This window comes from Caulobacter sp., from assembly GCF_049283275.1.
In the GTDB taxonomy this organism is placed as follows: Bacteria; Pseudomonadota; Alphaproteobacteria; order Caulobacterales; family Caulobacteraceae; genus Caulobacter.
Window position 1 is genome coordinate 1 of record NZ_JBAPVS010000348.1, and the last position, 20,574, is coordinate 20,574.

Genomic DNA, 20,574 nt, shown 5'->3' on the forward strand with positions numbered 1-20,574 from the left:
GCCGATGGTCTGGGGCGACGACGGCTGGCTGCGCACCCGCGACGGGTCCGGCGATGCGGAATTGACGCCGCCGTCGCCCGGCCTGCCGCCCGCGCCCTGGCCGGCCGCCCCCGCTTGGGAGGACTTCGACGGCCCCGACCTGCCCATCGACTTCCAGTGGTTGCGCTCGCCCTATCCCGACGAGCTGTTCAGCCTGAAGGCTCGCCCCGGCTGGCTGCGCCTGCACGGCCGCGAGACGATCGGCAGCCAGTATCGCCAGGCCCTGGTCGCCCGTCGCCAGCAGGCCATGTGCTACAGCGCCCGCACGGTGCTGGACTTCGCGCCCCAGCACTTCCAGCAGGCCGCGGGGCTGGTCTGCTATTACGGCGCCAACAAGTTCCACTACCTGTTCGTGTCGCGCGACACCGAACACGGCCGGCACATCCAGGCGATGTCGGCCGTGCCCGACAGCCCCCAGGGCGACGCCTTCACCGCGCCGATCCCGCTGCCCGACGACGGCCTGGTCCACCTGCGGGTCGAGGTCGATTTCGAGCGCCTGCGGTTCGCCTTCAGCCTGGACGGTCAGGCCTGGACCTGGCTGCCGCAGCTGTTCGACGCCTCGATCCTGTCGGACGAAGCCACCGCCCCCGGCGCGCCCAACTTCACTGGCGCCTTCGTCGGCATGGCCTGCCAGGACCTGTCCGGCGCGGGGTTGGCGGGCGATTTCGACGGGTTCGGCTATGTCGAGCGGGGGTATCAGGCGAGCGTGGGGTGAACGCGGAGCAGTCTACGACAACCTTCCGGCCATTCGGTCGACGAGCACGCCCGACGCCTACGGCAACCAAAATCGACGCGACAAATGGCTGAGAACGCCAAGCTCTATCGCAGGATCGCAGACTCCATCGCCGATGCGATCGACGCTGGCCAAGACAAGCTTGATGACCGCTTGCCGACCGAACGTGACCTCGCCGAACAGTTCGGCGTCAGCCGTCCGCCCGTGCGCGAAGCAACGATCGCCCTGGAAATGATGGGCGTGATCGAGACCATTCGTGGCCGAGGCGCCTTTGTCAGCGCTCGTGTCCGTCCCATCTCGTTCAGCGGGATAAGCCCAAGATAGCCAAGGCGTGACGACATAAGCATGGGCCGTCCGCCGACGGGCGGCCCATGCACTGGAGAGCGTGCGCCCCATGTCGGCCCTGAAAGGGTTGATCGGACCTCAGCACCCACACAGAAATGTCGCTACACGATGTCTTTTCTCACAGGGATCCTTGAAACTCGCTTACGCGCCGTTCCCTCTGTCAGGGTGCGGCGCGACATACTGATCGAGGGGGAGTACGGGGCAACGGGAAGGGGTCTAGTCCTTTTCCTTCGCCAGGAACGGCGCCCAGGCCTCGACCAGAACGCCGGGTTGGGCGCTGGTCAGCGAGATGTGGCCGTTCACGAACTCCAGGCGCAGCCGCATGCTCGCCAGGCCTACGCCGGTGCTCGGAGAAGCCCCGTCCGGCAGACCCACCCCGTAGTCGCGGATGGACAGCAGGACCATTTCGCCGGCCTGCCGCAGGCTGATCGCGGCGCGCGGGCTGCCGGAGTGGCGATGCACGTTGGCCAGGGCTTCCTGGGCGACGCGATACAGCGCCACCTCCGTCGGGCGGACCATCTTGGGAAAGTCGTCGGCGATGTCGATCTGCAGGGCCAGTCCAGTGCGTCGCGCGAAACCCTCGGCCATTTGCCGAATGGCGGGACCCAGGCCCATCTCCTCCAGCGCCGGGGGGTGCAGCACGTAGGACAGGCTGCGGATTTCCTCCAGCGCGTGGACAAGCAGGCCCTCGACTTCGACCCGAACCTTTTCCGCGCGACCGTCGACCTTCATCGCGCCTAGCATGAGCTTGGCGCCGGTCAGGTATTGGGCGGTGCCGTCGTGAAGCTCGCGCGCGATGCGCCGACGCTCGTCGTCCTCGGCGTGCAGCAGCGCGGCGGTGGCCCGGCCCAGGGCGGCTTGAGCATGGCGCTGAACAGTGATGTCCTCGTGCGCCACGATCACGAGGTTCCGGTCGTCGCGAGAGATGCGCGTGTAGCTCGCCCTGACCCAGATCGGGCCATTGGCCAGGAAGATTTGATATTCGTAGCGCAAAGGTCCCGGCTCGCCCGCCAGTAAATCTCGCAAGCCTTGTCTGGCCTCTGCCGCGTCGGGCGCGTTCAGACCTTCGCAGACCGAGACGTAGTTCAGACCCAGCCCGTAATCTTCAAGCCCAAGCTCGTTGAAATCGGCGAATTGCATCCAGGCGTCATTCACCGCAATGATTTTGCCTTCATCGTTGAGGATCGCCACATTCGCGGTGACAGCATCGATTAGGGATTCATGCAGACTGAACGCGGACCATTCGCTCATTTCGTGAGCTGTGTGCATCTCGGTATTAAATCCCATGTCTTGATCTATCGTCTCATGCGAATAGCGGTTTATGTTCGCAGGGACGAGATGCTTGAAGAGAACGCACACGTTTTAGCGTTAAGCGCTTGAAGTTTCGATCTTATGTTTTGGATAGCGTAATGGGATTTATACTCTGCTCCCACCGCCAAATGCGTGTCGACGTTGTCTGACTCAGAGCGTTGTAGAAGGGTGTCAGCGACGTCCTTTCGGCGCCGCATGACGACCAAGTGGAAGTTTGGGGCTCGAGGTCGCCATGGCTCGCCAAGCCGTGGCGTCATGCCTGGAATCCCGGCAGGATGAGCTCGTGTCGGACCAGCTTTCCCTTTTCACGTCGCCGCCGGTCGCCGACCGGCTGTTCTTCGCGATCTTTCCCGATCCAGCGGCGGCGATCGACATCGGCCGGCGCGCGGACGGGCTTCGGGACGCGCAAGATCTGAGCGGGCGGCCGCTGGCGCTCGAGCGGTTTCACATCACCTTGCACCATCTGGGAGACCATGCCGGCGTGCGGCGCGACATCGTCGCCATGGCCGGTGAGGCGGCCGAAGCGATCACGACCCCGCCGTTCGAGGTCACCTTCGATCGGGCCGGCAGTTTTCACAACGGCGGCAATAATCCACTCGTCCTTCAGGGCGGCGCTGGCCTCGAAAACTTGAAGGTGTTCCAACGCGAACTGGGTCTGGCGATGGCCCGAACGGGTCTGGGCAAGCTGGCGGACAAGAGTTTCACGCCGCACGTGACCCTGCTCTACGACAAGCGACTGGTCGCCGAGCACGCCGTCGCGCCGATCAAATGGACCGTCGGCGGCTTCAGCTTGATTCACAGCCGACTGGGGCGGACCGAGCACATTGCACTGGCCCACTGGACGTTGCGCTAGGGGCGGAACTCCTTTTTTGGATGCAGGCTGAACCAATCGCGGCGCCGCGCATTGTCTAGCTGTATCCCCCCTTGATTTGAACTTGCCCCGGAGTTTCAAGCTCCGGGGTTTTTGTTGTTCAGACGACCACGGCGGGCTTCAGCAGGGCCGCGACATTGCCCAGGGCCTCGCGCAACAGCGACGCCTTGGCCGGCCCGCCCAGCGAGATGCGCAGCCCGGCGGGGTGGTCAGGCGTCGTGGCGAAGGCGTCCGCCGTGACCAGCGCAAGGCCCCGCGCCGCCGCTAGTCCGCGAATTGCTCCAGCATCTAGCCCTGACGGCAGATCCAGCCAGATATGAAGCCCCTCGGCGTCGCCGCGCGCGGTCGGCAGAATCTCGGCGGCGATGGCGCGCCGCGCGCGGGCCTCCAACCGAACACCGCCCAAAATCCGCTCGGCGACGCCGTCGCGGATCCAGCGGACGGCCACGGCCGTGGTCAGCGGCGATCCCATCAGGGTCGTGGCGTGAAGGCCGTCGGCGACCTGATGGGCCATCGATCCGGACGGCGCCGCGAGAAAGGCTGTGCGCAGGCCCGGCGAGAGGGTCTTCGACAGGGTGGCGATATGGAAGGTGCGCTCGGGCGCCAGGGAGGCCAGGGCGGGAAGAGGGCTGTCGAACAACCGGCTGTAGGGGTCGTCCTCGATCAACCACGCGGTGCTGGCGGCGACGATGGCGGCGATCTCTCGGCGCCGCGCCACGCCCATGGTCGTGGCGACCGGGTTGCGGGTGGTCGGCGCCAGATAGATGGCGGCCGGCCGCGCCTCAGCGCAAAGTCGAGCCAAAGCGTCGGGCAGGAACCCTTCGTCATCGACGGGGCAGGCGACCAGCCTAAGCCTCAGGCGGACGGCCAGGGCGATGATCCCGGGGTAGGTGAGGGGTTCGACGACCATGCAGGCGCCGGGCCCGGCGATCGTGGTGAGCACCGCGGTCAGGGCCGGTTGAGCGCCGGGGCAGACGACGATCCGCTCCAGTCCGATGTCACCCAGCACGGGCGCAAGCCAGGCCGCGCCGGCGGCGCGCTGGCCTGGCGCGCCCGGCCCGGCGTGATAGGCCATCAAGGTCGCCACGTCGGTGTGGTCCAGGATCGCGGCGGTCGTCTCCTTGAGGAGACCCGCCAGCGACAGCCCCCGGGGCGGAGGCGGCAGATTCATGCTCAGATCGATCAGGCCCGCCTCGTCGTCCGCGGCGCGCCGGCGAACGAAGGTGCCGCGCCCCACCGCGCCCTCCACCAGCCCTCGCGCGCGGGCGACGCCATAGGCCCGGGTGACGGTGGTGAAATCGATGCCGAGCTGATCGGCCACCGCGCGTTGGGGCGGCAATTGATCGCCAGGCTGCAGCTCGCCCTCGCTTATGGCTCTCTGCAAGGCTTCGACCAGGGCGAGATAGATCGGCCCGGCGGCGCCGGTGCGGACATGTCTCAGCCAGCCGCCCGTCGGACGATCCCGGCTCATGGTTGCTTTTCCATGGCGCGATACATACATTCTCTATGTAATGTATGCAACAGGGCTCGCATTGTATGGAACGGCCGCTCCTCACTCATTTCGATAGCCCGACCAGCCTTCAGGCGGGGCTGCAATGCCGCTGTCCGCGCTGTGGCGAGGGCAAGCTGTTCGGCGGCTTCCTGCGACTGGCCAAGCGGTGCGATCGCTGCGGCCTGGACTACAGCTTCGCCGATCCGGCCGACGGTCCGGCCTTCTTTGTCATGACCGGCGTTGGCATTCTGGTGATCGCGGTGTGGGGATGGGCAGTCGTCGCCTGGAGCCCGCCGCTGTGGCTGCAGTTCGCGACGGTGTTTCCAGCCCTGCTGATCGGCTGCCTCGGCGCGCTGCGTCCGGTGAAGGCCTGGCTTGTCGCCGAACAGTACATCCACAACGCCAGCGAAGGCGGCGCCTCGAGCGTCGAAAAGCGGTAGGACCCAAAGCCGCGGGCGTGCTTCTGGCGGGAGCGGGCGCCCCATTGCGCCTTGGCTTGGCGGCGAGCGCTCTATTGAATGGCGCGCACTCCAGGTATGCGCTCTGCCCTTGCATTCGCCGTCGCGCAAAGTGGCCTAGCCAATTACCTCCGGCGTCATACCCGATGCTGAGCAAGGTCTCCAAATGAACACTGACTGTCGGCCTGGGCGTTGGCTGGGCAGCGCGAATTCGCCGGATAAGGGCGAATTCTAACGTAATTCGCCTAAAATTCGGAAACCGGTGTCATTAATTTTTGACGAGAGGTCAGGCGAATCCATTGAAAGTGGCCAGGCCACTTGATAGGGTCCACCCCATCGACACGGCGAAAAGCCACCAACAAGTCGAGAAGAGGGGAAACCATGAAGCGGCTGCTCTGCTGCGCGTCCACGCCCGCGCTCCTGTTGGCGATGTCCACCACCGCCTTCGCCCAGGCCGCGCCTGACGCCATCACGCTGGACCAGGTGGTCGTCACCGCCCAGAAGCGCGCGGAAAACGTCCAGAATGTGCCGCTTGCGGTGTCGGTGGTCACCGCGCGTCAGCTGGAAAGCGCCGGCGTGAAAGAGTTCACCGACGTCTCGCGGGTCGCCCCGTCCCTGACTATTCGCCAGGCCGACCAACCGATCAACGCCTCCGTGGCGCTGCGCGGCATCGGCACCTTTGCCTACGGCATCGGCGTCGAGCCCAGCGTCGCGGTCCAGCTGGACGACGTGCCAGTCTCGTTCCAGGCCCGAGCCTTCTCAGACCTGACCGACGTCGAGCGGATCGAGGTGCTGCGCGGCCCCCAGAGCACCCTCTACGGCAAGAGCGCCTCGGCCGGCCTGATCAACATCTACACCCGCGATCCCAGCGCCAAGTTCAGCGTCCTGGCCAATGTCCTGGCCACCGACGACCACGAATATCGCGGCGCGGTCAGCCTGTCGGGTCCGATTGGCGAGACCCTGGGCTACCGGATCAGCGCCAGCCGCAGCGAATATGACGGCAACGTCAAAAATCTCTACGATGGCCAGAAGATCAACGGCCGCGACGAGACCTCGATCCGCGGCAAACTGCTGTGGCGGCCGATCGACGACCTGAAGGTCACGCTGGGCGTCAGCTATATCGACGGCGTGGCCACCTCGAACGCGACGATGCGCGTCTATGCGCCCGGCGCGACCCTGCGTGGCGCGCCGGGCCTGACCGCCAATGTCACCATGCCGGGCGTCGTGGCGGCCGAGGAGAATCTGGACGTCAGCAATGACACGCCGCCCTACGCCAAGAGCGAGGGGTTCGGCCAATCGCTGAAGGTCGAGTACGACCTGCCCCAGGACTTCACCCTGGTCTCGATCACCTCGCACGACCAGTTCGGCCTGGACGACCAGCTGGACTCCGACCGAACCTCCTATGCAGGGATCAAGAACGCGCAGGGCGGCTATTTCAAAGCCAAGGCCAACACCCAGGAAGTTCGCTTGCTGTCGCCCGGCGACGGGCCGTTCCGCTACACCCTGGGCCTGTTCTACGGCGACAACGACCTGCGCCGCAGCTTCAAGCGCGGCCCGTTCTTCTCACAGGCGCAGTGGTACGCCCAGGCTACGTCCGAGAACAAGGCGGCGTTTGGTCAAGGCGAATGGACCTTCCTTCCCAAGACCACGGCGATCGTCGGCCTGCGCTACCAGAAAGAAGACATCGGTTATTACTTCAACGACATCTATAACGGCAACGCCAAGTTCTCAGGAAGCGCTTCGGACAGCTCGTCGACCTACCGTCTGGGGCTGCGCCACCAAATGACCGACGATGTGATGGTGTTCGGTTCGTACGCCACCGGCCACAAGGGCCAGACCTACGATCTTACGACCGGCTTCAATCAGGCCCGCGCCGACGTCGGACCGATCGCCCCCGAAGAGTCCAAGTCGTTCGAGGCGGGCATCAAGAGCCAGTTGCTGGATCATCGTATCCAGTTGAACGGCACCGTCTTCCACGTGAAGTACGACGACTACCAGGCCCAGGGCATTGACACGATCGGCGGAACCCAGAACTTCCGGCTGACCAATGTCGGCAAGGTGCTGACCAAGGGCGTGGAGATCGAGGCGACGGCGATCGCCACCAAGGATCTGCGGTTCAACGCCTCGGCCGCCTATGTCGACGCCAAGATCACCTCGTTCCCAAGGGCCGCGTGCTGGCCGGGCCAGACAGCGGCCCAGGGCTGCGTCGCCGGCTCGCCGTCGTACCAGGATCTGAAGGGCGCGACCCTGCCCAACGCGCCCAAGTGGAAGCTGAACGTCGGCGCGGACTTCACCCGGCCGATCGGCGACTACGAGATGCTGTTCTCGGCCGCCTATGCCTATCAAACCAAGGTCAATTTCTCGCTGAACACCGACCCTGGCACCGTCCAGAAGGCCTATGGCGTGGTCAACGTTTCGGGCGGTTTCCGCAAGCCGGACGGCGGCTATCAGGTCGTGGCCTTCGTCAACAACCTGTTCGACAAGAGCTACGGCGTGAACGGCGCCAACCAATACGGCAACTTCGGCAGCCAGACGGTCACCGAACTGCAGCCGGCGCGCGACTTCCACCGCTATGCGGGCGTGCGCCTGTCGCTTTCCTACTAGGATTTCCTCCCAGGGGTCCTATGCGGCGGGCCGGTGGGCTCGCCGCCTTTTCTTTCTCTGATCCTGGCGGCCGGATTCGCCGCTAGGCTGGTTCAAAAGACGTTTCCAATCAGGCGAGGGCGTACGGATGGCGGACAATTCGCGTAACGACGACGAGACCCGGCGCGGTCTGGTCACCCGCAGGGGCGCGGTCGGCGCGGCCGGCGGCATGGCCCTGGCCGGTCTAGCGGCTGGCGCGAGCCGAGCCCAGGCCGCCAAGCCCGGTCCTCCCATCGGCGCGCCCAGCATCCTCTATCCGCACGAAAGCCCGACGCGCTCGACCAGGAGCCTGGCCGCCACCTGGCGCTTCCGCCCCGATCCCAAGGACATCGGCGAGGCCGAAGGCTGGCAGAGGGGGCTGAAGGATTTCCGACTGATCCCGGTGCCGGCCAGTTGGAACGACATCTTCGACGACGTGCGCAACTATGTCGGCTCGGCCTGGTACGAGACGGACTTCCGCGTCGACAAGGGCTGGGCCGGCCAGCGCATCCATCTGCGTTTCGGCTCGGTGAACTACACCGCCAAGGTGTGGCTGAACGGCAAGCTCCTGGGCGGCCACGTCGGCGGCCACCTGCCGTTCGCCTTCGACATCACCGACGCGGTTTCACTGGATGGCGAGAACGTCCTGACCGTGCTGGTCGAGAACAAGATCCAGCTGGACCGCGTGCCCTCCAAGCCCGACGGCGCCCGTTGGCACATGCACACCGTCCACTTCCCGCAGACCGCCTACGACTTCTTCCCCTATGCCGGCATCCATCGGCCGGTGCTGTTGTTTACGACCCCCGACGTCCACCTGAAGGACGTGACGGTTAAGACCAGCCTGGACGGCAAGGTGTCGATCGACCTGGAGGCCAGCGCCCCGTGGTCGGGCAAGGCCAGCGTCACGATCTCCGACGAAAAGGGCGAACAGAAAGGCTCCGTCACCCTGGCCGCCGGCAAGGGCGGGGCGGTCGTGTCGCTGAAGAACCCCAGGCTCTGGAGCCCTGAGGATCCGCACCTCTACACCCTTACGATCCGCCTGGAGAACGGCGCGTCACCCGACGAATATGCCCTGAAGGTCGGCGTGCGCACCATCGAGGCCAAGGGCGACAAGCTGCTGCTGAACGGCAAGCCGGTGTTCCTGCGCGGCTTCGGCAAGCACGAGGACTTCCCGATCCACGGCCGCGGCCTGGACGTGCCGTCGATCATCCGCGACTTCGAGCTGCTGAAATGGATCGGCGGCAACAGCTTCCGCACCTCGCACTATCCCTATAGCGAAGAAGCGATGATGCTGGCCGACGAGCATGGCCTGCTGGTGATCGACGAGACCCCGGCGGTCAGCCTGGTGTTCGCCGACCCGCCGGAGATCCAGGAAGCCCGCTTCAAGCAGCTCCGCCAGGACATCATGGACCTGGTCCGCCGCGACAAGAACCATGCCTGCGTGATCATGTGGTCGCTGGCCAACGAGCCGCTGGTCAAGCCCTTCCACACCGTCGATCCCGAGCCGCCCGGTGGCAACGAGACCGGCCTGAAGTTCTTCTCGCCGCTGTTCGACCTGACCCGCCGGCTGGACAATACGCGACCGGCGACCATCGTCAGCGTCCAGGGCGGCTCCACCGACTGGCAGGCCCTGGGCGACGTGGTCTGCGTCAACTCCTATCAGGGCTGGTACTCGCTGTCGGGTCAGCTGGACCTGGCCGAGGAGGCGCTGAAGAACGACGTCGCCAAGCTTCGCGCCCGCCATCCGAACAAGCCGATCATGTTCACCGAGTTCGGGGCCGACGCCGTGGCCGGCATGCATGCTCATCCGCCGGAGATGTGGACCGAGGAATACCAGGCCGACATGGTCGAGATGTATATTCGGGTGCTGGCCGACTACCCGTTCATCTTCGGCACGCACCCTTGGGCCTTCGCCGACTTCCGCACCTCGCAGAGCATCATGCGGATAGGGGCGCTGAACCACAAAGGCTTCTTCACCCGCGAGCGGAAACCCAAGCTGGTCGCCCATCGCACGCGTGCGCTTTGGAGCAAGCCCGCCAGGGTGTGAGGCCTGACCGTCGAGCACGCGTCGTCAGGCGGCGCGTGCTCGACGATCTAGCGCGAGGTCCCGGAGCACAGCGGCGCGGCGGTGATTTCCGCCAACAGGGCCCGCTCGTGGTCGCGGGCGCGCTGGCGATAGTGGTCCAGATGATGCGGGATCAGGACGACCAAGACCGTGACCAAACCGCCCGCGACGATCGCCGCCGGCCATGCGCCCAGCAGGGCCCGCAGGCCGCGCGCCGAGGCTCCGGTCAGCAGGGCCAGCAGTCCCAGCGCGCAGCACAGCACGGCGAGGCCTAGGCCGGGATCGTTTCGGCGTGGCAGGCCTTGGCGGGCGCGGGGTTCTCGTATTCGTCGTGGCGACGCATCCAGTCCCCCATGTTTCCGGACTCGTTGCGACCCAAGGGCGCACGGTCGAGGATCATGTAGGTCCCCAGCAGCTCTTCGCCGCCGCGGCCGTAGCTGGAATAGGTGTGGAACACCTGGCCGCTGTCATCCTTGAAGAACGTGCTCATGCCCGGCGCTTCGCCGGCGTCCTCGCCGGCGGGTTCGAAATTGTAGGTCGCGCCGGCCGCGATGGTCTGCGGCGTGAACGACACGCCGTAATCGTAGTTGAAATCGCTTTCGAACGACGAAGCCCACGGGAATTTCCAACCCATTCTGGTCTTGTAGGCGTTGATCTTGTCCAGCGGGGCGCGCGACACGGCGATCAGGGACACGTCGTGATGGTTCAGGTGGGGCAGGGGCCCGTCGAGGTGGTCGGCCAGGAACGAACAGCCCGGACAGCCGGCCTTCCATTCGGGGGGCAGCATGAAGTGGTAGACCACCAACTGGCTGCGCCCATCGAATAGCTCGGCCAAGGTCTTGCGACCGCTCGGCGTGTCGAAACTGTAGGTCTTGTCGACCTTGACCCAGGGCAGGGCCAGTCGCTCGGCGGCGTTGCGGTCGCGCAACCGGGTTTCTTCCTTTTCGTGGATCAGCAGCGCCTTGCGCGCTTCCAGCCATTCCTCACGCGACGCGACCTTGTGGTTCGCCATCGTCCTTCTCCCTGGTTCGTGAGCCCGCCCAGCCGTTCGGCCTTGACAAATAACGTTGATATCAACATAAAAGGAAGGTGTCAAAACCGCTGCAGGTCCCGTACGCCGCCACCCTCCACGTGAAGGACACCTGCCTGTGCCTCCACGCCCAGCGCGCGGCGCGGGCCCTGGCGCGGCGCTTCGACGAGGCTCTGCGCCCGTTCGACCTCACCAGCGGCCAGTTTTCGCTGCTGATGTCGCTGAACCGGCCGCAGCCGCCGACCATGGGTTCGGTGGCCGGCCTGCTGGCCATGGACCGCACCACCCTGACCGCCAACCTCAAGCCGCTGGAGCGGCGCGGCCTGCTGGCGATCAGCGTCGATCCCGGCGACCGGCGCAGCCGACGCCTGACCCTGACGTCGATGGGCATGGCGCTGCTGGCGCGAGCCCTGCCGGTGTGGACGCGGACTCATGCGGACGTCGAGGCGAGCTTGCCCTCCGGTGGCGACGCCCTGCGCGAGGGTCTTCTGGCCCTGGCCTGATCCCGGCGGCGATCTTGGGCGACGGTTCGGAGCGGTCGGCCCGGTTTTTTCCGTTTTGTCCGATGGCGCGTGAACTCTAGTCTGTCAGACTCGAGAATCTGACGCGCACGGAGCAACCCCGCGTGATGACCACGATCTACGGCATCAAGGCCTGCGACACGATGAAGAAGGCGCGGGACTGGCTGGACGGTCACGGCGTCGCCTACGCCTTTCATGACTACAAAAGCGTGGGAATCGATCGTCCACGTCTGGAGGCCTGGACCAAGGCCGTCGGCTGGGAGGTCCTGCTCAACAAGGCCGGGACAACTTTCCGCAAGCTGGCCGACGCCGACAAGCAGGGAATCGACGAGGCCAAGGCCATCGACCTGATGCTGGCCAACCCGTCGATGATCAAGCGCCCGGTTCTCGCAAGAGGCGATCAACTGCTGGTCGGGTTCAAGCCGGACATGTATGGTCGCGCGATGGGCTCGGGGGGCTGAATGGACGCCCAGATCGATCTGGTCATCTTCGATTTCGACGGCACGCTGGCCGACAGCACGGCCTGGGCCATCCGCGCCGTGCGGCCGCTCGCCGAACGCTTCAAGTTCAAGGCGGTCACCGAGGACGAGATCGCCATGCTGCGCGGCCGCACCAGCCGCGAGATCATCGCCTATCTGGGCCTGCCGCTCTGGAAGCTTCCGTTGGTCGCCGCCCACGGCAAGAAGATGATGGCCGCCGAGGCCCATGCGATCCCGCTGTTCGCGGGCACCGGCGACCTTCTGCGCGGTCTGTCGGCGGCGGGCCTGCGGCTGGCGATCGTCAGCTCCAATTCAGAGGCGACGATCCGCTCGATCCTCGGCGCCGAGCTGGCGGGCCTGGTGGACCACTATGGCTGCGGCGCGGCGATCTTCGGCAAGGCCGCCAAGTTCAGGGCCGTGGTCAAGGCCGCGCGCATCCCCAAGGACCGCGTGCTGTGCATCGGCGACGAGACGCGCGACATCGAGGCGGCGCGCGAGGCGGGCCTGGCCTGCGGGGCCGTCGAATGGGGCTACGCCACGCGCCGCGCCCTGGCCGACTACGGTCCGACCATGATGTTTTCGGCCATGGACGAAATTATTCCCCGGGTCGCTGCATCCAATCACAGCGTCGGCGCCGACTAGTCTTCAGAAACGGCGCCAAGGTTGGCGTCCTACGGAGATAGACGGATGGACGACTTCGCTCGGGTCACCGCGATCCAGGATTTCTTCCGGTCGTTCTGGTGGCTGATCTTTCCGCTGAGCTGGTTGGTGTTTGAAGCCTATCAGAGTTGGCTAGCGCACCGCGCGCGTCGCGACACCGTCGAACTCCTCAGAACCTATGCTGAAGCGGGCCGTGAGCCCCCGCCGGAGCTGCTTGCGCGGCTCGGCCAGCGCTGATCCGAAATTTTCGGCGTGTGAAAACGCCCGGAGACCAATCCTATGGAAGACCTTTTCCGCTCCTATTGGTGGCTGATCTTTCCGCTGAGCTGGTTCGTGTTCGAGGCCTATCAGAGATGGCTGGCGTACAGCGCCAATCGCGACACGCTGGACCTGCTCAAGTCCTACGCTCAGGCTGGGCGCGATCCGCCTCCGGAGCTGCTGGCCAAGCTCAACAAGCGCTGGAGCGACGACGACTTTGAAGAGGCGGACGATGGCGAACGCGCTCGTCGCCGCCATGGTCGTTGCTCTCGCCACGCCACCTGGTCGCGCGTCGCGCTGTTCGGCTGTCTCTGCGCGGGCTTCACCGTCGCGTCGGCGACCGATCTCTACGAGGCCGGGCCGGCCTTCGTGATCGTGGCCTTCGTCATGGGCGCGCTGACCGTGTCGTCGGCCGTGTCGATCCTGGTGGATAGAGGGCCGCGGGTCTGATGGACGGACCGCTCGTTCGGGCTGCGCGAAACGGATCTCAATCCGCCTTCGCCCGGCTCGTGGGGGCGCACGAGCTGGCCCTGCGCGGGTTCCTGCGCAAGAGCGGCTTCGGCGACGCTGACGACATCGCCCAGGAGGCTTTCCTGGCGGCTTGGTCCAGCCTGGGCCGATTGCGCAAGGACGACGGGTTTCGCGCCTGGCTGTTCGGCATCGCCTGGCGCAAGGCGCTGGACCACGGCCGCGCCGCCCGGCGAGCCGCGCGTCGCGACCAGGCCTGGAGCGAAGACCGGGCCGAAGAGGTCCCGCGCGAGGCCGATCCGGCCGACCGCATGGCGCTGGAGGCGGCGCTGGCCGACCTCCCGCCGGACCAGCGGGCCTGCGTCACCCTATGCCTGGGCCAGGGCTGGTCGCATGGCGAGGCGGCGCAGGTGCTGAACCTGCCTCTGGGCACGGTGAAGTCGCACCTGAACCGCGGACGTGAGAAATTGCTGGCTGTACTGGGAGACGGATCATGACCTCAGAAGATCGCTTGATCGCTTTTCTGTCCGCTGACACCGCCCCCGTGCGGCCTGCCGTGGACGCGGTGTTCGTCGCCGAGGTCATGCAGGGCGTGGCGCGGCGCGAACTGTGGTTGAAGCTGGTCTCCGCCGCCGTGACCGCCGTGGCCGGCGGTGCGGTGCTTTGGGCCTGCGCCCCGGTTCTGGACCTGGCGGTGCGGATGCTGGCGCCCGTTCTGTTGCCCGCCGCTGGGATATTGACCCTGGTGGCGGCGGTCAGCCTGTTGGGCGGCCAAGTCCAGACACGGCGATAGGCGGTGGATTTGCCGGGGAATCGTTCGAATCCTTCAAGAGGCGTAGCCTTACGAAAGTTTCATCCGACCCGGCGCCTCCAATCGGCACGGCCCAGGTCTCTTACTTACAGAAGGCGAGGGCGAGACGCTCCCGTCAAACATTCGAGGGGACTAAGTCATGGACCTGGGAATTTTGATCCCGCTGGCGCCGTTTGCGATGGTCGCGGCGATCGTGATCGTGCCGGCGTGGCTTCGAATGCGCGAGCGCCGCGAAATGCAAGAGACCGTTCGGGCCGCCATCGAGAAGGGGCAACCGCTGCCTCCCGAGTTGGTCGAGGCCTTGTCCAAGGATGTTCGCCCGAAGGCGGCGTCTTCGGCGCATCGCGACATGCGGATCGGCGTCATTCTGCTGGCCGTCGCCGCCGGCGTCGGCCTGACCGGGGTCGCTCTGGGTCAGATCAACGACAACGCCATGTTCGGCACCGTCAGCGGCGCGGCCATCCCCGGCATGATCGGCGTGGCCTTCGTCATCCTCAGCTTCTTCAACCCCAACAAGCGTCCGCCGCAAGACTGACGCCTGCGGAGGAGGGGGACCAAGCTTATGGGCACTGAACGCCCACCCACGGGCCATGACGTCGAGCTGGCCGCCTTGGCGGCGGTCGGCGACCGACGGGCCTTCGGCGAGTTGGTTCGCCGCCACGGCTCGGCCGTGCGGGGCCTGCTGCGCCGGCTGGGGGCCGATCCGGCCACCGCCGACGACGTCGCCCAGGATGCGTTCCTGGTCGGCTTCGAGCAGATCGCCGACTATCGCGGGGAAGGGGCCTTCGCGGGGTGGATCAAGAAGATCGCCGCGCGGCTCTATCTGCGGAGGGTCAAGCGGGAGGCCCGTTTCGTGCTGACCGAGGCCCCTGAAGACGAGGCGCCGGTGGGATCCGACGGTTCCGCCGCGCGCGCCGACCGCCTGGATCTGGACGAGGCGCTCAAGCACCTGTCAAAGGCCGAGCGCCTGTGCGTTTCACTTTGCTACGGGGCCGATTGGTCGCACGCCGAGGCGGCCGAGGTCTTGAACATCCCCCTGGGGACGGTCAAATCCCATGTCAAACGTGGTCTGGATAAACTTAGAGCCCGGATGGCCCCGCCGTCCGAAAGCGCACCGAACGACTCCGCGAGGAGAGAAAACCGTGGCTGACCTGGATTTCGAAACCCAACTCACGCGCTTCTACGGCCAGGCTCCGGCGTTTCGCGACGCCGAACTGTTCGCACAGCAGGTGACCGACAGGCTGGATAGAGGCTGGGCGCTGCGCCGCGTGCTGATCGGCGCGACGGGCGTCGTGGCCGGCGTCGCGGCGGCCGCTCAGCTGGTCGGCGCGCGCTTCACCGACGAATTCTCGCAGATTTCCCAGACCGGCGCGAAAAGGCTGGACCTGGGGCTGGACGAGTTGACCCATCGCTACGACCAGCTGTTCACCTTGGGCGGTTCGGAAACCCTCTGGGTGGGCGCGGCCTTGGTGGCTTTGGCCCTGGCCTTCGCCGTGACCCGACTGGTGGACGAGCTCTAGAGCCCGCTCCAGCCGAGGTTTCGGCCGGGTTTTCAATGATCATGTTGCGGCGCCGAACATTCTGGCGGAAAACGGCACGCGTTTTTCGCTGGAGTGCTGATCCTGTCCGCCCATCGTGAAGAGAAGGTCCGCCGCCTGGCGGCCCCCGACATCGCCGCGCGCAAGGGCGGCGAGCCCATCGTCTGTCTGACGGCCTACACCGCGCCGATCGCCGCGGCGCTGGACCTGTCCTGCGACGTGCTGCTGGTCGGCGACTCGTTGGGCATGGTCGTGCACGGCCTGCCCAACACCGTAGGCGTGACCATGGAGATGATGATCCTGCACGGCCAGGCGGTGATGCGCGGCTCGCGCAAGGCGATGGTCGTGGTCGACATGCCGTTCGGCTCCTACGAAGGCGCGCCGGAACAGGCCTATGCCAACGCCGTGCGGATCATGAAGGAGACCGGCTGCCAGGCGGTGAAGGTCGAGAGCGGTTCGACCGTGCCCGCCACCATCGCCTATCTCGTGCAGCGCGGCATTCCGGTCATGGGACACATCGGTCTGCGGCCCCAGGCGGTGCTGGTCGACGGCGGCTTCAAGGCCAAGGGCAAGGACGAGGCCGGCCGATTGAAGGTGCTCGAGGAAGCCCGCGCCACCGTCGAAGCCGGAGCCTTCGCCGTCGTGGTCGAGGGCGTGGCCGAGGGCCTGGCGCGCGAAGTGACCGCCGCCATCTCGGTCCCGACCATCGGCATCGGCGCCTCGGCCGGCTGCGACGGCCAGGTGCTGGTGGTCGACGACATGTTGGGCCTGTTCGACTGGACCCCAAAGTTCGTGCGCCGCTACGCCGATCTGAAGGGCGAGATCGAGCGGGCCGCCGCTGACTACGCCCGCGACGTCAAGGCGCGCACCTTCCCGGGCGAGGCCGAGACCTACTACGCGAAGAAGGGCTAGGGGACCAAAAGACTTGGAGGCCGCACCGGGTCCGCCCCGTTGCGGCTGGCCCAGACACGCTATAGGTTCGCCGCCTCGGTGAGTTCGCTCGCCATGGTTTTCATTTCGCGTGTCCATCCTGGAGCCATCCAGGGTCGACGCCTCAGGGCGCTGTTTCGCCCCTATCGGAGCCTCGTTCGTGGTCGATGTGTTTGACGAGGTCGAAGAGCAGCTGCGCTCCGACCGTTATAAGTCCCTCGCGCTGAAGTCGCTGCCCTGGGTGGGCGCGTTGGTCGTGGCGGCGATTCTGGGCGCGGGCGGCTGGATGGGTTGGACCAGCTATCAGCAGGGCCAGGCCGACAAGGCCGCCGAAGCCTATCAGGCGGCCCTGACGAGCGCTCAGAAGACGGGCCCGGTCGCGGCGTTCCCCGCCTTTGAGACGATCTCCAAGACCGGCACGCCCACCTATAAGGCCCTGGCCCTGCTGCACATGGGCGGCGTGCGTCTGGAGCAGAACAAGACCGCCGAAGCGGTGGCCTATTTCGACCAAGCGGCCAAGCTTTCGTCCAATCCGGTGCTCGCCGACCTCGCCGGCCTCAATTCCGCCTTGGCGCTCCTTGACACGGCTCCTTACAAGGAAGTCGAGGCGAGGCTGACCCCGTTGATGGGCGAGAAGAGTCCTTATCGCGTACAGGCGAAGGAAGCCCTGGCCTTCGCTAAGCTGCGGGCCGGGGATCTGGCCGGCGCGCGCGGTGATTTCCTCGTGCTGTCCAGCTCGCTCGACAATTCCTCGGATGAAATCCGCGAACGGGCTCGGGGCGCGATGGCCATGATCGATTCCGGCTCGGCCAAGGACCTGCCGGCCCTCGTCAAAGCCGCCATGGCCCTGCCGCCGTCGCCCGCACTTTCGTCGCCGACCGGTCCGCAAGTCGACGTCGCCCCCGCTACCGCCCAATGAGCCGCCGCACCATGACGACCAAGCGCTACCTGCTTCTCACCGCGATGATGACCGCCGCGGTGTCCGTGGCCGGCTGTTCGACGATTTCCAAGCTCAACCCCTTCGACAAGGCGGCCAACAAGACCTTGGCCTCCGAGGGGCAGCGGATTTCGGTCATCGCCTTCGACCAAAAGGTCGAGCAGGCCGAAGCGCTCAAGGGCGTCGACTTCTTCCTGCCCGAGCCGGTCGTCCAGGCTGATTGGCCTCTGGCGGGCGGCAACGCCGAGCAGTCGGTCGAGCACGTGGCCGCCGCCGCCAATTTCGACGTCGCCTGGCGCAAGGGATTCGGCCAGAAGGCCAACCGCCGGTATCACGTCACCGCGCCGCCGGTGGCCGCCGACGGCAAGATCTTCGTGATGGACGGCGAGGCCACCGTCAGCGCCATCGACGCGCGCAGCGGCTCGACCATTTGGCGCAAGGACCTGCGTCCCGCCAAGGCTCCGGGCAAGAAGCACGGCTTCATGGGCATCGGCGGCAGCTCCGGCGATCGCATCGGCTTTGGCGGCGGCGTCGCCTACGCCAACGGCAAGCTGTATGTCGCTTCGGGTTTCCGCTTCGTGGCCCAGCTTGACGCCGCCACCGGCGCGGAGTCCTGGCGCCAGCAGACCAGCACGCCGGTCCACGCCGCGCCCACCGTCGCAGATGGCCGGGTGTTCGTGGTCTCCACCGACAACGAGCTGTTGACCTTCAACGCCGCCGACGGCGCGCCAGGCTGGACCTACCAGGCCCTGGTCGAACCGGCCCGCATCCTGGCGGCCAGCAGCCCGGCGGTCAGCGGCGACACGGTGGTGGCGGGCTTCGCCTCGGGCGAACTGGTCGCCCTGCGCGCAACCAACGGCAACGACCTGTGGAGCGAGGCCCTCAGCCGCGCCAGCCGCACCAACGCCCTGTCGGAAATCCGCGACATCGCCGGTCGTCCGGTGATCTTCAAGGGCGACGTGTTCGCCGTCAGCCATTCGGGCGTCTTTGCCGCCACCGACCTGCGCACGGGCCAGGCCCGCTGGAGCCTGCCGGTCACCGCCATCACCAGCCCCTGGGCGGCGGGCGACGTGGTCTTCGTGGTCGACAAGGCCGGCCAAGTGATCTGCGTCTCGCGCGAGGCCGGTCAGGTCTATTGGATCCGCGACCTCAACAACACCGAGCAGCTGAGCAAGAAACAGAAGAAGAAGCGCGCCAAGCATCCGCTGCTGTGGTCGACGCCGATCCTGGCGTCCAACCGCCTGATCACCGTGTCGAGCGAAGGCCAGGCCGTGGCGCTGAACCCCAAGACGGGCGAGACGCTGAAGACCCTGAAGATCGGCCAACGCACCTTGCTGGGTCCGATCGCCATGGGCGACACGGTCTATGTGGCCACCGACGAGGCGGACCTGATCGCGATCCGCTAGGCGCCGCCCAGGCGCGCCCACACTCTCAATTCGAGCAACGCGAACCCGGGCTGGTCCTTACCAGTCCGGGTTTGTCGCTTTTGTTCCCGAAATCGACTAATCACAGCCCATGCCTTTGAAACTCGCCATCGTCGGCCGCCCCAATGTGGGCAAGTCGACCCTGTTCAACCGTCTGGCCGGCCGCAAGCTGGCCCTGGTCGATGACCAGCCCGGCGTCACCCGCGATCGCCGTTTCGCCCACGGACGCCTCGGCGACCTGGACCTGGAGCTGATCGACACCGCCGGCTTCGAGGATGTCACCGACGAAAGCCTGGAGGCGCGGATGCGCGCCCAGACCGAGCTGGCGATCGAGGAGGCCGACATCAGTCTGCTGGTGTTCGACGCCCGCGAGGGCCTGACGCCGCTGGACAAGATCTTCGCCGAGATCCTGCGCAAGCGGAACAAGCCGGTGATCGTCGCGGCCAACAAGTCCGAGGGCAAGGCCGGCGACCACGGCGCGGCCGAAGCCAATGTTCTGGGCCTGGGCGAACCGATCCAGATCAGCGGCGAGCACGGCGAAGGCATGGCCGATCTCTACGCGGCCCTTCTGGCCCTCGCGCCGGAAGAGCTGCAGACCGAGCACGACGAACTGGACGACGACAAGCCGATCAAGATCGCCATCGTCGGCCGTCCCAACGCCGGCAAGTCCACCCTGATCAACCGCCTGATCGGCGAGCAGCGCCTGCTGACCGGTCCCGAGGCCGGCATCACCCGCGACTCCATCTCGGTCGACTGGGACTGGGGCGGGCGCAAGGTGCGGCTGGTCGACACCGCCGGCCTGCGCAAGAAGGCCAAGGTCAACGAGAAGCTGGAAAAGCTCTCGACCGGCGACACCATCCGCTCGATCACCTTCGCCGAGGTGGTGTTGCTGATCATGGACGCCACCCACCCGTTCGAGATCCAGGACCTGCAGATCGCCGACCTGGCCGAGCGGGAAGGGCGCTGCGTCGTCTTCGTGCTGGCCAAATGGGACCTGGTCGAGGATCCCGGCGCGACCCTGAAGGGCTTCGTCGAACATGCCGAGCGCATGCTGCCGCAACTGCGCGGCACGCCGGTGATCGCCCTGTCGGGCGAGACCGGCAAGGGCGTCGAGAAGCTGATGCCGGCCGTGCTGAAGAGCCACAAGGACTGGTCGACCAAGGTCAAGACCCGCGACCTGAACGACTGGCTCCAGATGGCCATGCAGCGCCACCCGCCGCCCAGCGTCGGCGGCAAGCGCATCAAGCCCAAGTACATGGCCCAGACCAAGGCCCGTCCGCCGACCTTCGTGCTGTTCTCCAGCCGCGCCGACCAGATGCCCGAGCAATATCGGCGCTACCTGATCAACAGCCTGCGCGAGAGCTTCGACCTGCCGGGCGTGCCGCTGCGCATCACCCTGAAGTCGGGCGCCAACCCCTATGCCGAGGGCGAGGCCAAGGGCCACTCGGGCAAGGGCAAGCGCGAGTTCGAGCGGCGCGAACGCGAGGCCGAACGCATTCGCGCCTCGCGCAACACCGTCAAGAAGTCGGTGCGCGTGGCCGAAGCCGCCGCCGCGGCCGCCGCCCAGGCCGCGGGCCTGCCC

At 66.4% G+C, this 20,574-nt stretch carries 23 protein-coding genes and 1 pseudogene; 20 read left to right on the forward strand and 4 right to left on the reverse strand.

From position 1 onward, the window contains the following. Positions 1 to 754 (forward strand): annotated as a pseudogene (locus tag WAL33_RS19715) (glycoside hydrolase 43 family protein); the annotation flags it as partial. Positions 755 to 838: 84 nt separating this feature from the next. Then, positions 839 to 1,096, forward strand: coding sequence for a winged helix-turn-helix domain-containing protein (locus tag WAL33_RS19720; protein ID WP_422183493.1), 258 nt, complete (start codon positions 839 to 841; stop codon positions 1,094 to 1,096). Between the two features lie 237 nt (positions 1,097 to 1,333). Here the strand turns inward: WAL33_RS19720 and WAL33_RS19725 are convergent, their stop codons facing one another. After that, complete coding sequence (locus tag WAL33_RS19725; protein WP_422183494.1) at positions 1,334 to 2,476, reverse strand: histidine kinase; 1,143 nt, start codon at positions 2,474 to 2,476, stop codon at positions 1,334 to 1,336. 184 nt (positions 2,477 to 2,660) lie between these two features. Here WAL33_RS19725 and WAL33_RS19730 point away from each other — a divergent pair, with 184 nt between their 5' ends. Further along, positions 2,661 to 3,281, forward strand: coding sequence for a 2'-5' RNA ligase family protein (locus WAL33_RS19730; RefSeq protein WP_422183496.1), 621 nt, complete (start codon positions 2,661 to 2,663; stop codon positions 3,279 to 3,281). Between the two features lie 118 nt (positions 3,282 to 3,399). Here the strand turns inward: WAL33_RS19730 and WAL33_RS19735 are convergent, their stop codons facing one another. Then, positions 3,400 to 4,770: a PLP-dependent aminotransferase family protein gene (locus WAL33_RS19735; protein WP_422183497.1), complete on the reverse strand. Its 1,371-nt coding sequence runs from the start codon at positions 4,768 to 4,770 to the stop codon at positions 3,400 to 3,402. Between the two features lie 65 nt (positions 4,771 to 4,835). On the opposite strand from WAL33_RS19735, the gene WAL33_RS19740 reads away from it, so the two are divergent. The 3 genes from WAL33_RS19740 to uidA all read left to right on the forward strand — a co-directional run bounded on the left by WAL33_RS19740 (position 4,836) and on the right by uidA (position 9,918). After that, positions 4,836 to 5,231 carry a DUF983 domain-containing protein gene (locus tag WAL33_RS19740; protein ID WP_422183499.1) on the forward strand — a complete coding sequence of 132 codons (396 nt, stop codon included), beginning with the start codon at positions 4,836 to 4,838 and terminating at the stop codon, positions 5,229 to 5,231. Positions 5,232 to 5,630: 399 nt separating this feature from the next. Next, positions 5,631 to 7,853, forward strand: a complete 2,223-nt coding sequence (locus tag WAL33_RS19745) for a TonB-dependent receptor (protein WP_422183500.1) — start codon at positions 5,631 to 5,633, stop codon at positions 7,851 to 7,853. A gap of 127 nt (positions 7,854 to 7,980) precedes the next feature. Next, positions 7,981 to 9,918: a beta-glucuronidase gene (uidA, locus tag WAL33_RS19750; RefSeq protein WP_422183502.1), complete on the forward strand. Its 1,938-nt coding sequence runs from the start codon at positions 7,981 to 7,983 to the stop codon at positions 9,916 to 9,918. Positions 9,919 to 9,965: 47 nt separating this feature from the next. Here the strand turns inward: uidA and WAL33_RS19755 are convergent, their stop codons facing one another. Both WAL33_RS19755 and WAL33_RS19760 read right to left on the reverse strand, forming a co-directional pair. After that, positions 9,966 to 10,199 carry a hypothetical protein gene (locus tag WAL33_RS19755; RefSeq protein WP_422183504.1) on the reverse strand — a complete coding sequence of 78 codons (234 nt, stop codon included), beginning with the start codon at positions 10,197 to 10,199 and terminating at the stop codon, positions 9,966 to 9,968. A gap of 8 nt (positions 10,200 to 10,207) precedes the next feature. Continuing rightward, complete coding sequence (locus WAL33_RS19760) at positions 10,208 to 10,948, reverse strand: DUF899 domain-containing protein (RefSeq protein WP_422183506.1); 741 nt, start codon at positions 10,946 to 10,948, stop codon at positions 10,208 to 10,210. Positions 10,949 to 11,025: 77 nt separating this feature from the next. On the opposite strand from WAL33_RS19760, the gene WAL33_RS19765 reads away from it, so the two are divergent. The 14 genes from WAL33_RS19765 to der all read left to right on the forward strand — a co-directional run. Beyond that, the gene (locus WAL33_RS19765; protein WP_422183508.1) at positions 11,026 to 11,469 is read left to right on the forward strand and encodes a MarR family winged helix-turn-helix transcriptional regulator; all 444 of its coding nucleotides are present in this window, start codon (positions 11,026 to 11,028) and stop codon (positions 11,467 to 11,469) included. A 122-nt stretch (positions 11,470 to 11,591) separates the two neighbouring features. Next, positions 11,592 to 11,948: an ArsC family reductase gene (locus WAL33_RS19770; protein ID WP_422183510.1), complete on the forward strand. Its 357-nt coding sequence runs from the start codon at positions 11,592 to 11,594 to the stop codon at positions 11,946 to 11,948. Then, positions 11,949 to 12,608 (forward strand): HAD hydrolase-like protein, encoded by a 660-nt coding sequence (locus WAL33_RS19775; RefSeq protein ID WP_422183512.1) that lies wholly within the window; start codon positions 11,949 to 11,951, stop codon positions 12,606 to 12,608. A 45-nt stretch (positions 12,609 to 12,653) separates the two neighbouring features. Further along, entirely contained in the window at positions 12,654 to 12,863 is a 210-nt protein-coding gene (locus WAL33_RS19780) for a hypothetical protein (RefSeq protein WP_422183513.1), read from the forward strand. 42 nt (positions 12,864 to 12,905) lie between these two features. Continuing rightward, positions 12,906 to 13,334: a hypothetical protein gene (locus WAL33_RS19785; protein ID WP_422183514.1), complete on the forward strand. Its 429-nt coding sequence runs from the start codon at positions 12,906 to 12,908 to the stop codon at positions 13,332 to 13,334. Next, entirely contained in the window at positions 13,334 to 13,849 is a 516-nt protein-coding gene (locus WAL33_RS19790) for an RNA polymerase sigma factor (RefSeq protein WP_422183516.1), read from the forward strand. Before WAL33_RS19785 ends, WAL33_RS19790 begins: the two co-directional genes overlap by 1 nt. Further along, positions 13,846 to 14,145, forward strand: a complete 300-nt coding sequence (locus WAL33_RS19795) for a hypothetical protein (RefSeq protein ID WP_422183518.1) — start codon at positions 13,846 to 13,848, stop codon at positions 14,143 to 14,145. The genes WAL33_RS19790 and WAL33_RS19795 overlap by 4 nt, the downstream gene beginning before the upstream one ends. Before the next feature lie 157 nt (positions 14,146 to 14,302). Beyond that, a complete protein-coding gene (locus tag WAL33_RS19800) occupies positions 14,303 to 14,698 on the forward strand; it encodes a DUF6249 domain-containing protein (RefSeq protein WP_422183520.1) in 396 nt (131 codons plus the stop codon). Between the two features lie 27 nt (positions 14,699 to 14,725). After that, positions 14,726 to 15,313 (forward strand): RNA polymerase sigma factor, encoded by a 588-nt coding sequence (locus WAL33_RS19805; protein ID WP_422183522.1) that lies wholly within the window; start codon positions 14,726 to 14,728, stop codon positions 15,311 to 15,313. Beyond that, entirely contained in the window at positions 15,306 to 15,683 is a 378-nt protein-coding gene (locus tag WAL33_RS19810; protein WP_422183524.1) for a hypothetical protein, read from the forward strand. The genes WAL33_RS19805 and WAL33_RS19810 overlap by 8 nt, the downstream gene beginning before the upstream one ends. Positions 15,684 to 15,785: 102 nt before the next feature. Further along, on the forward strand, positions 15,786 to 16,613 hold the full coding sequence (gene panB / locus WAL33_RS19815) for a 3-methyl-2-oxobutanoate hydroxymethyltransferase (RefSeq protein ID WP_422183532.1): 828 nt from the start codon (positions 15,786 to 15,788) through the stop codon (positions 16,611 to 16,613). A gap of 178 nt (positions 16,614 to 16,791) precedes the next feature. After that, positions 16,792 to 17,550 (forward strand): tetratricopeptide repeat protein, encoded by a 759-nt coding sequence (locus WAL33_RS19820; protein ID WP_422183526.1) that lies wholly within the window; start codon positions 16,792 to 16,794, stop codon positions 17,548 to 17,550. A gap of 11 nt (positions 17,551 to 17,561) precedes the next feature. Next, positions 17,562 to 18,974, forward strand: a complete 1,413-nt coding sequence (locus WAL33_RS19825) for a PQQ-binding-like beta-propeller repeat protein (RefSeq protein ID WP_422183528.1) — start codon at positions 17,562 to 17,564, stop codon at positions 18,972 to 18,974. A gap of 109 nt (positions 18,975 to 19,083) precedes the next feature. Next, positions 19,084 to 20,574 (forward strand): ribosome biogenesis GTPase Der (gene der, locus WAL33_RS19830; protein WP_422183530.1); only part of this gene is annotated, 1,491 nt, incomplete at its 3' end.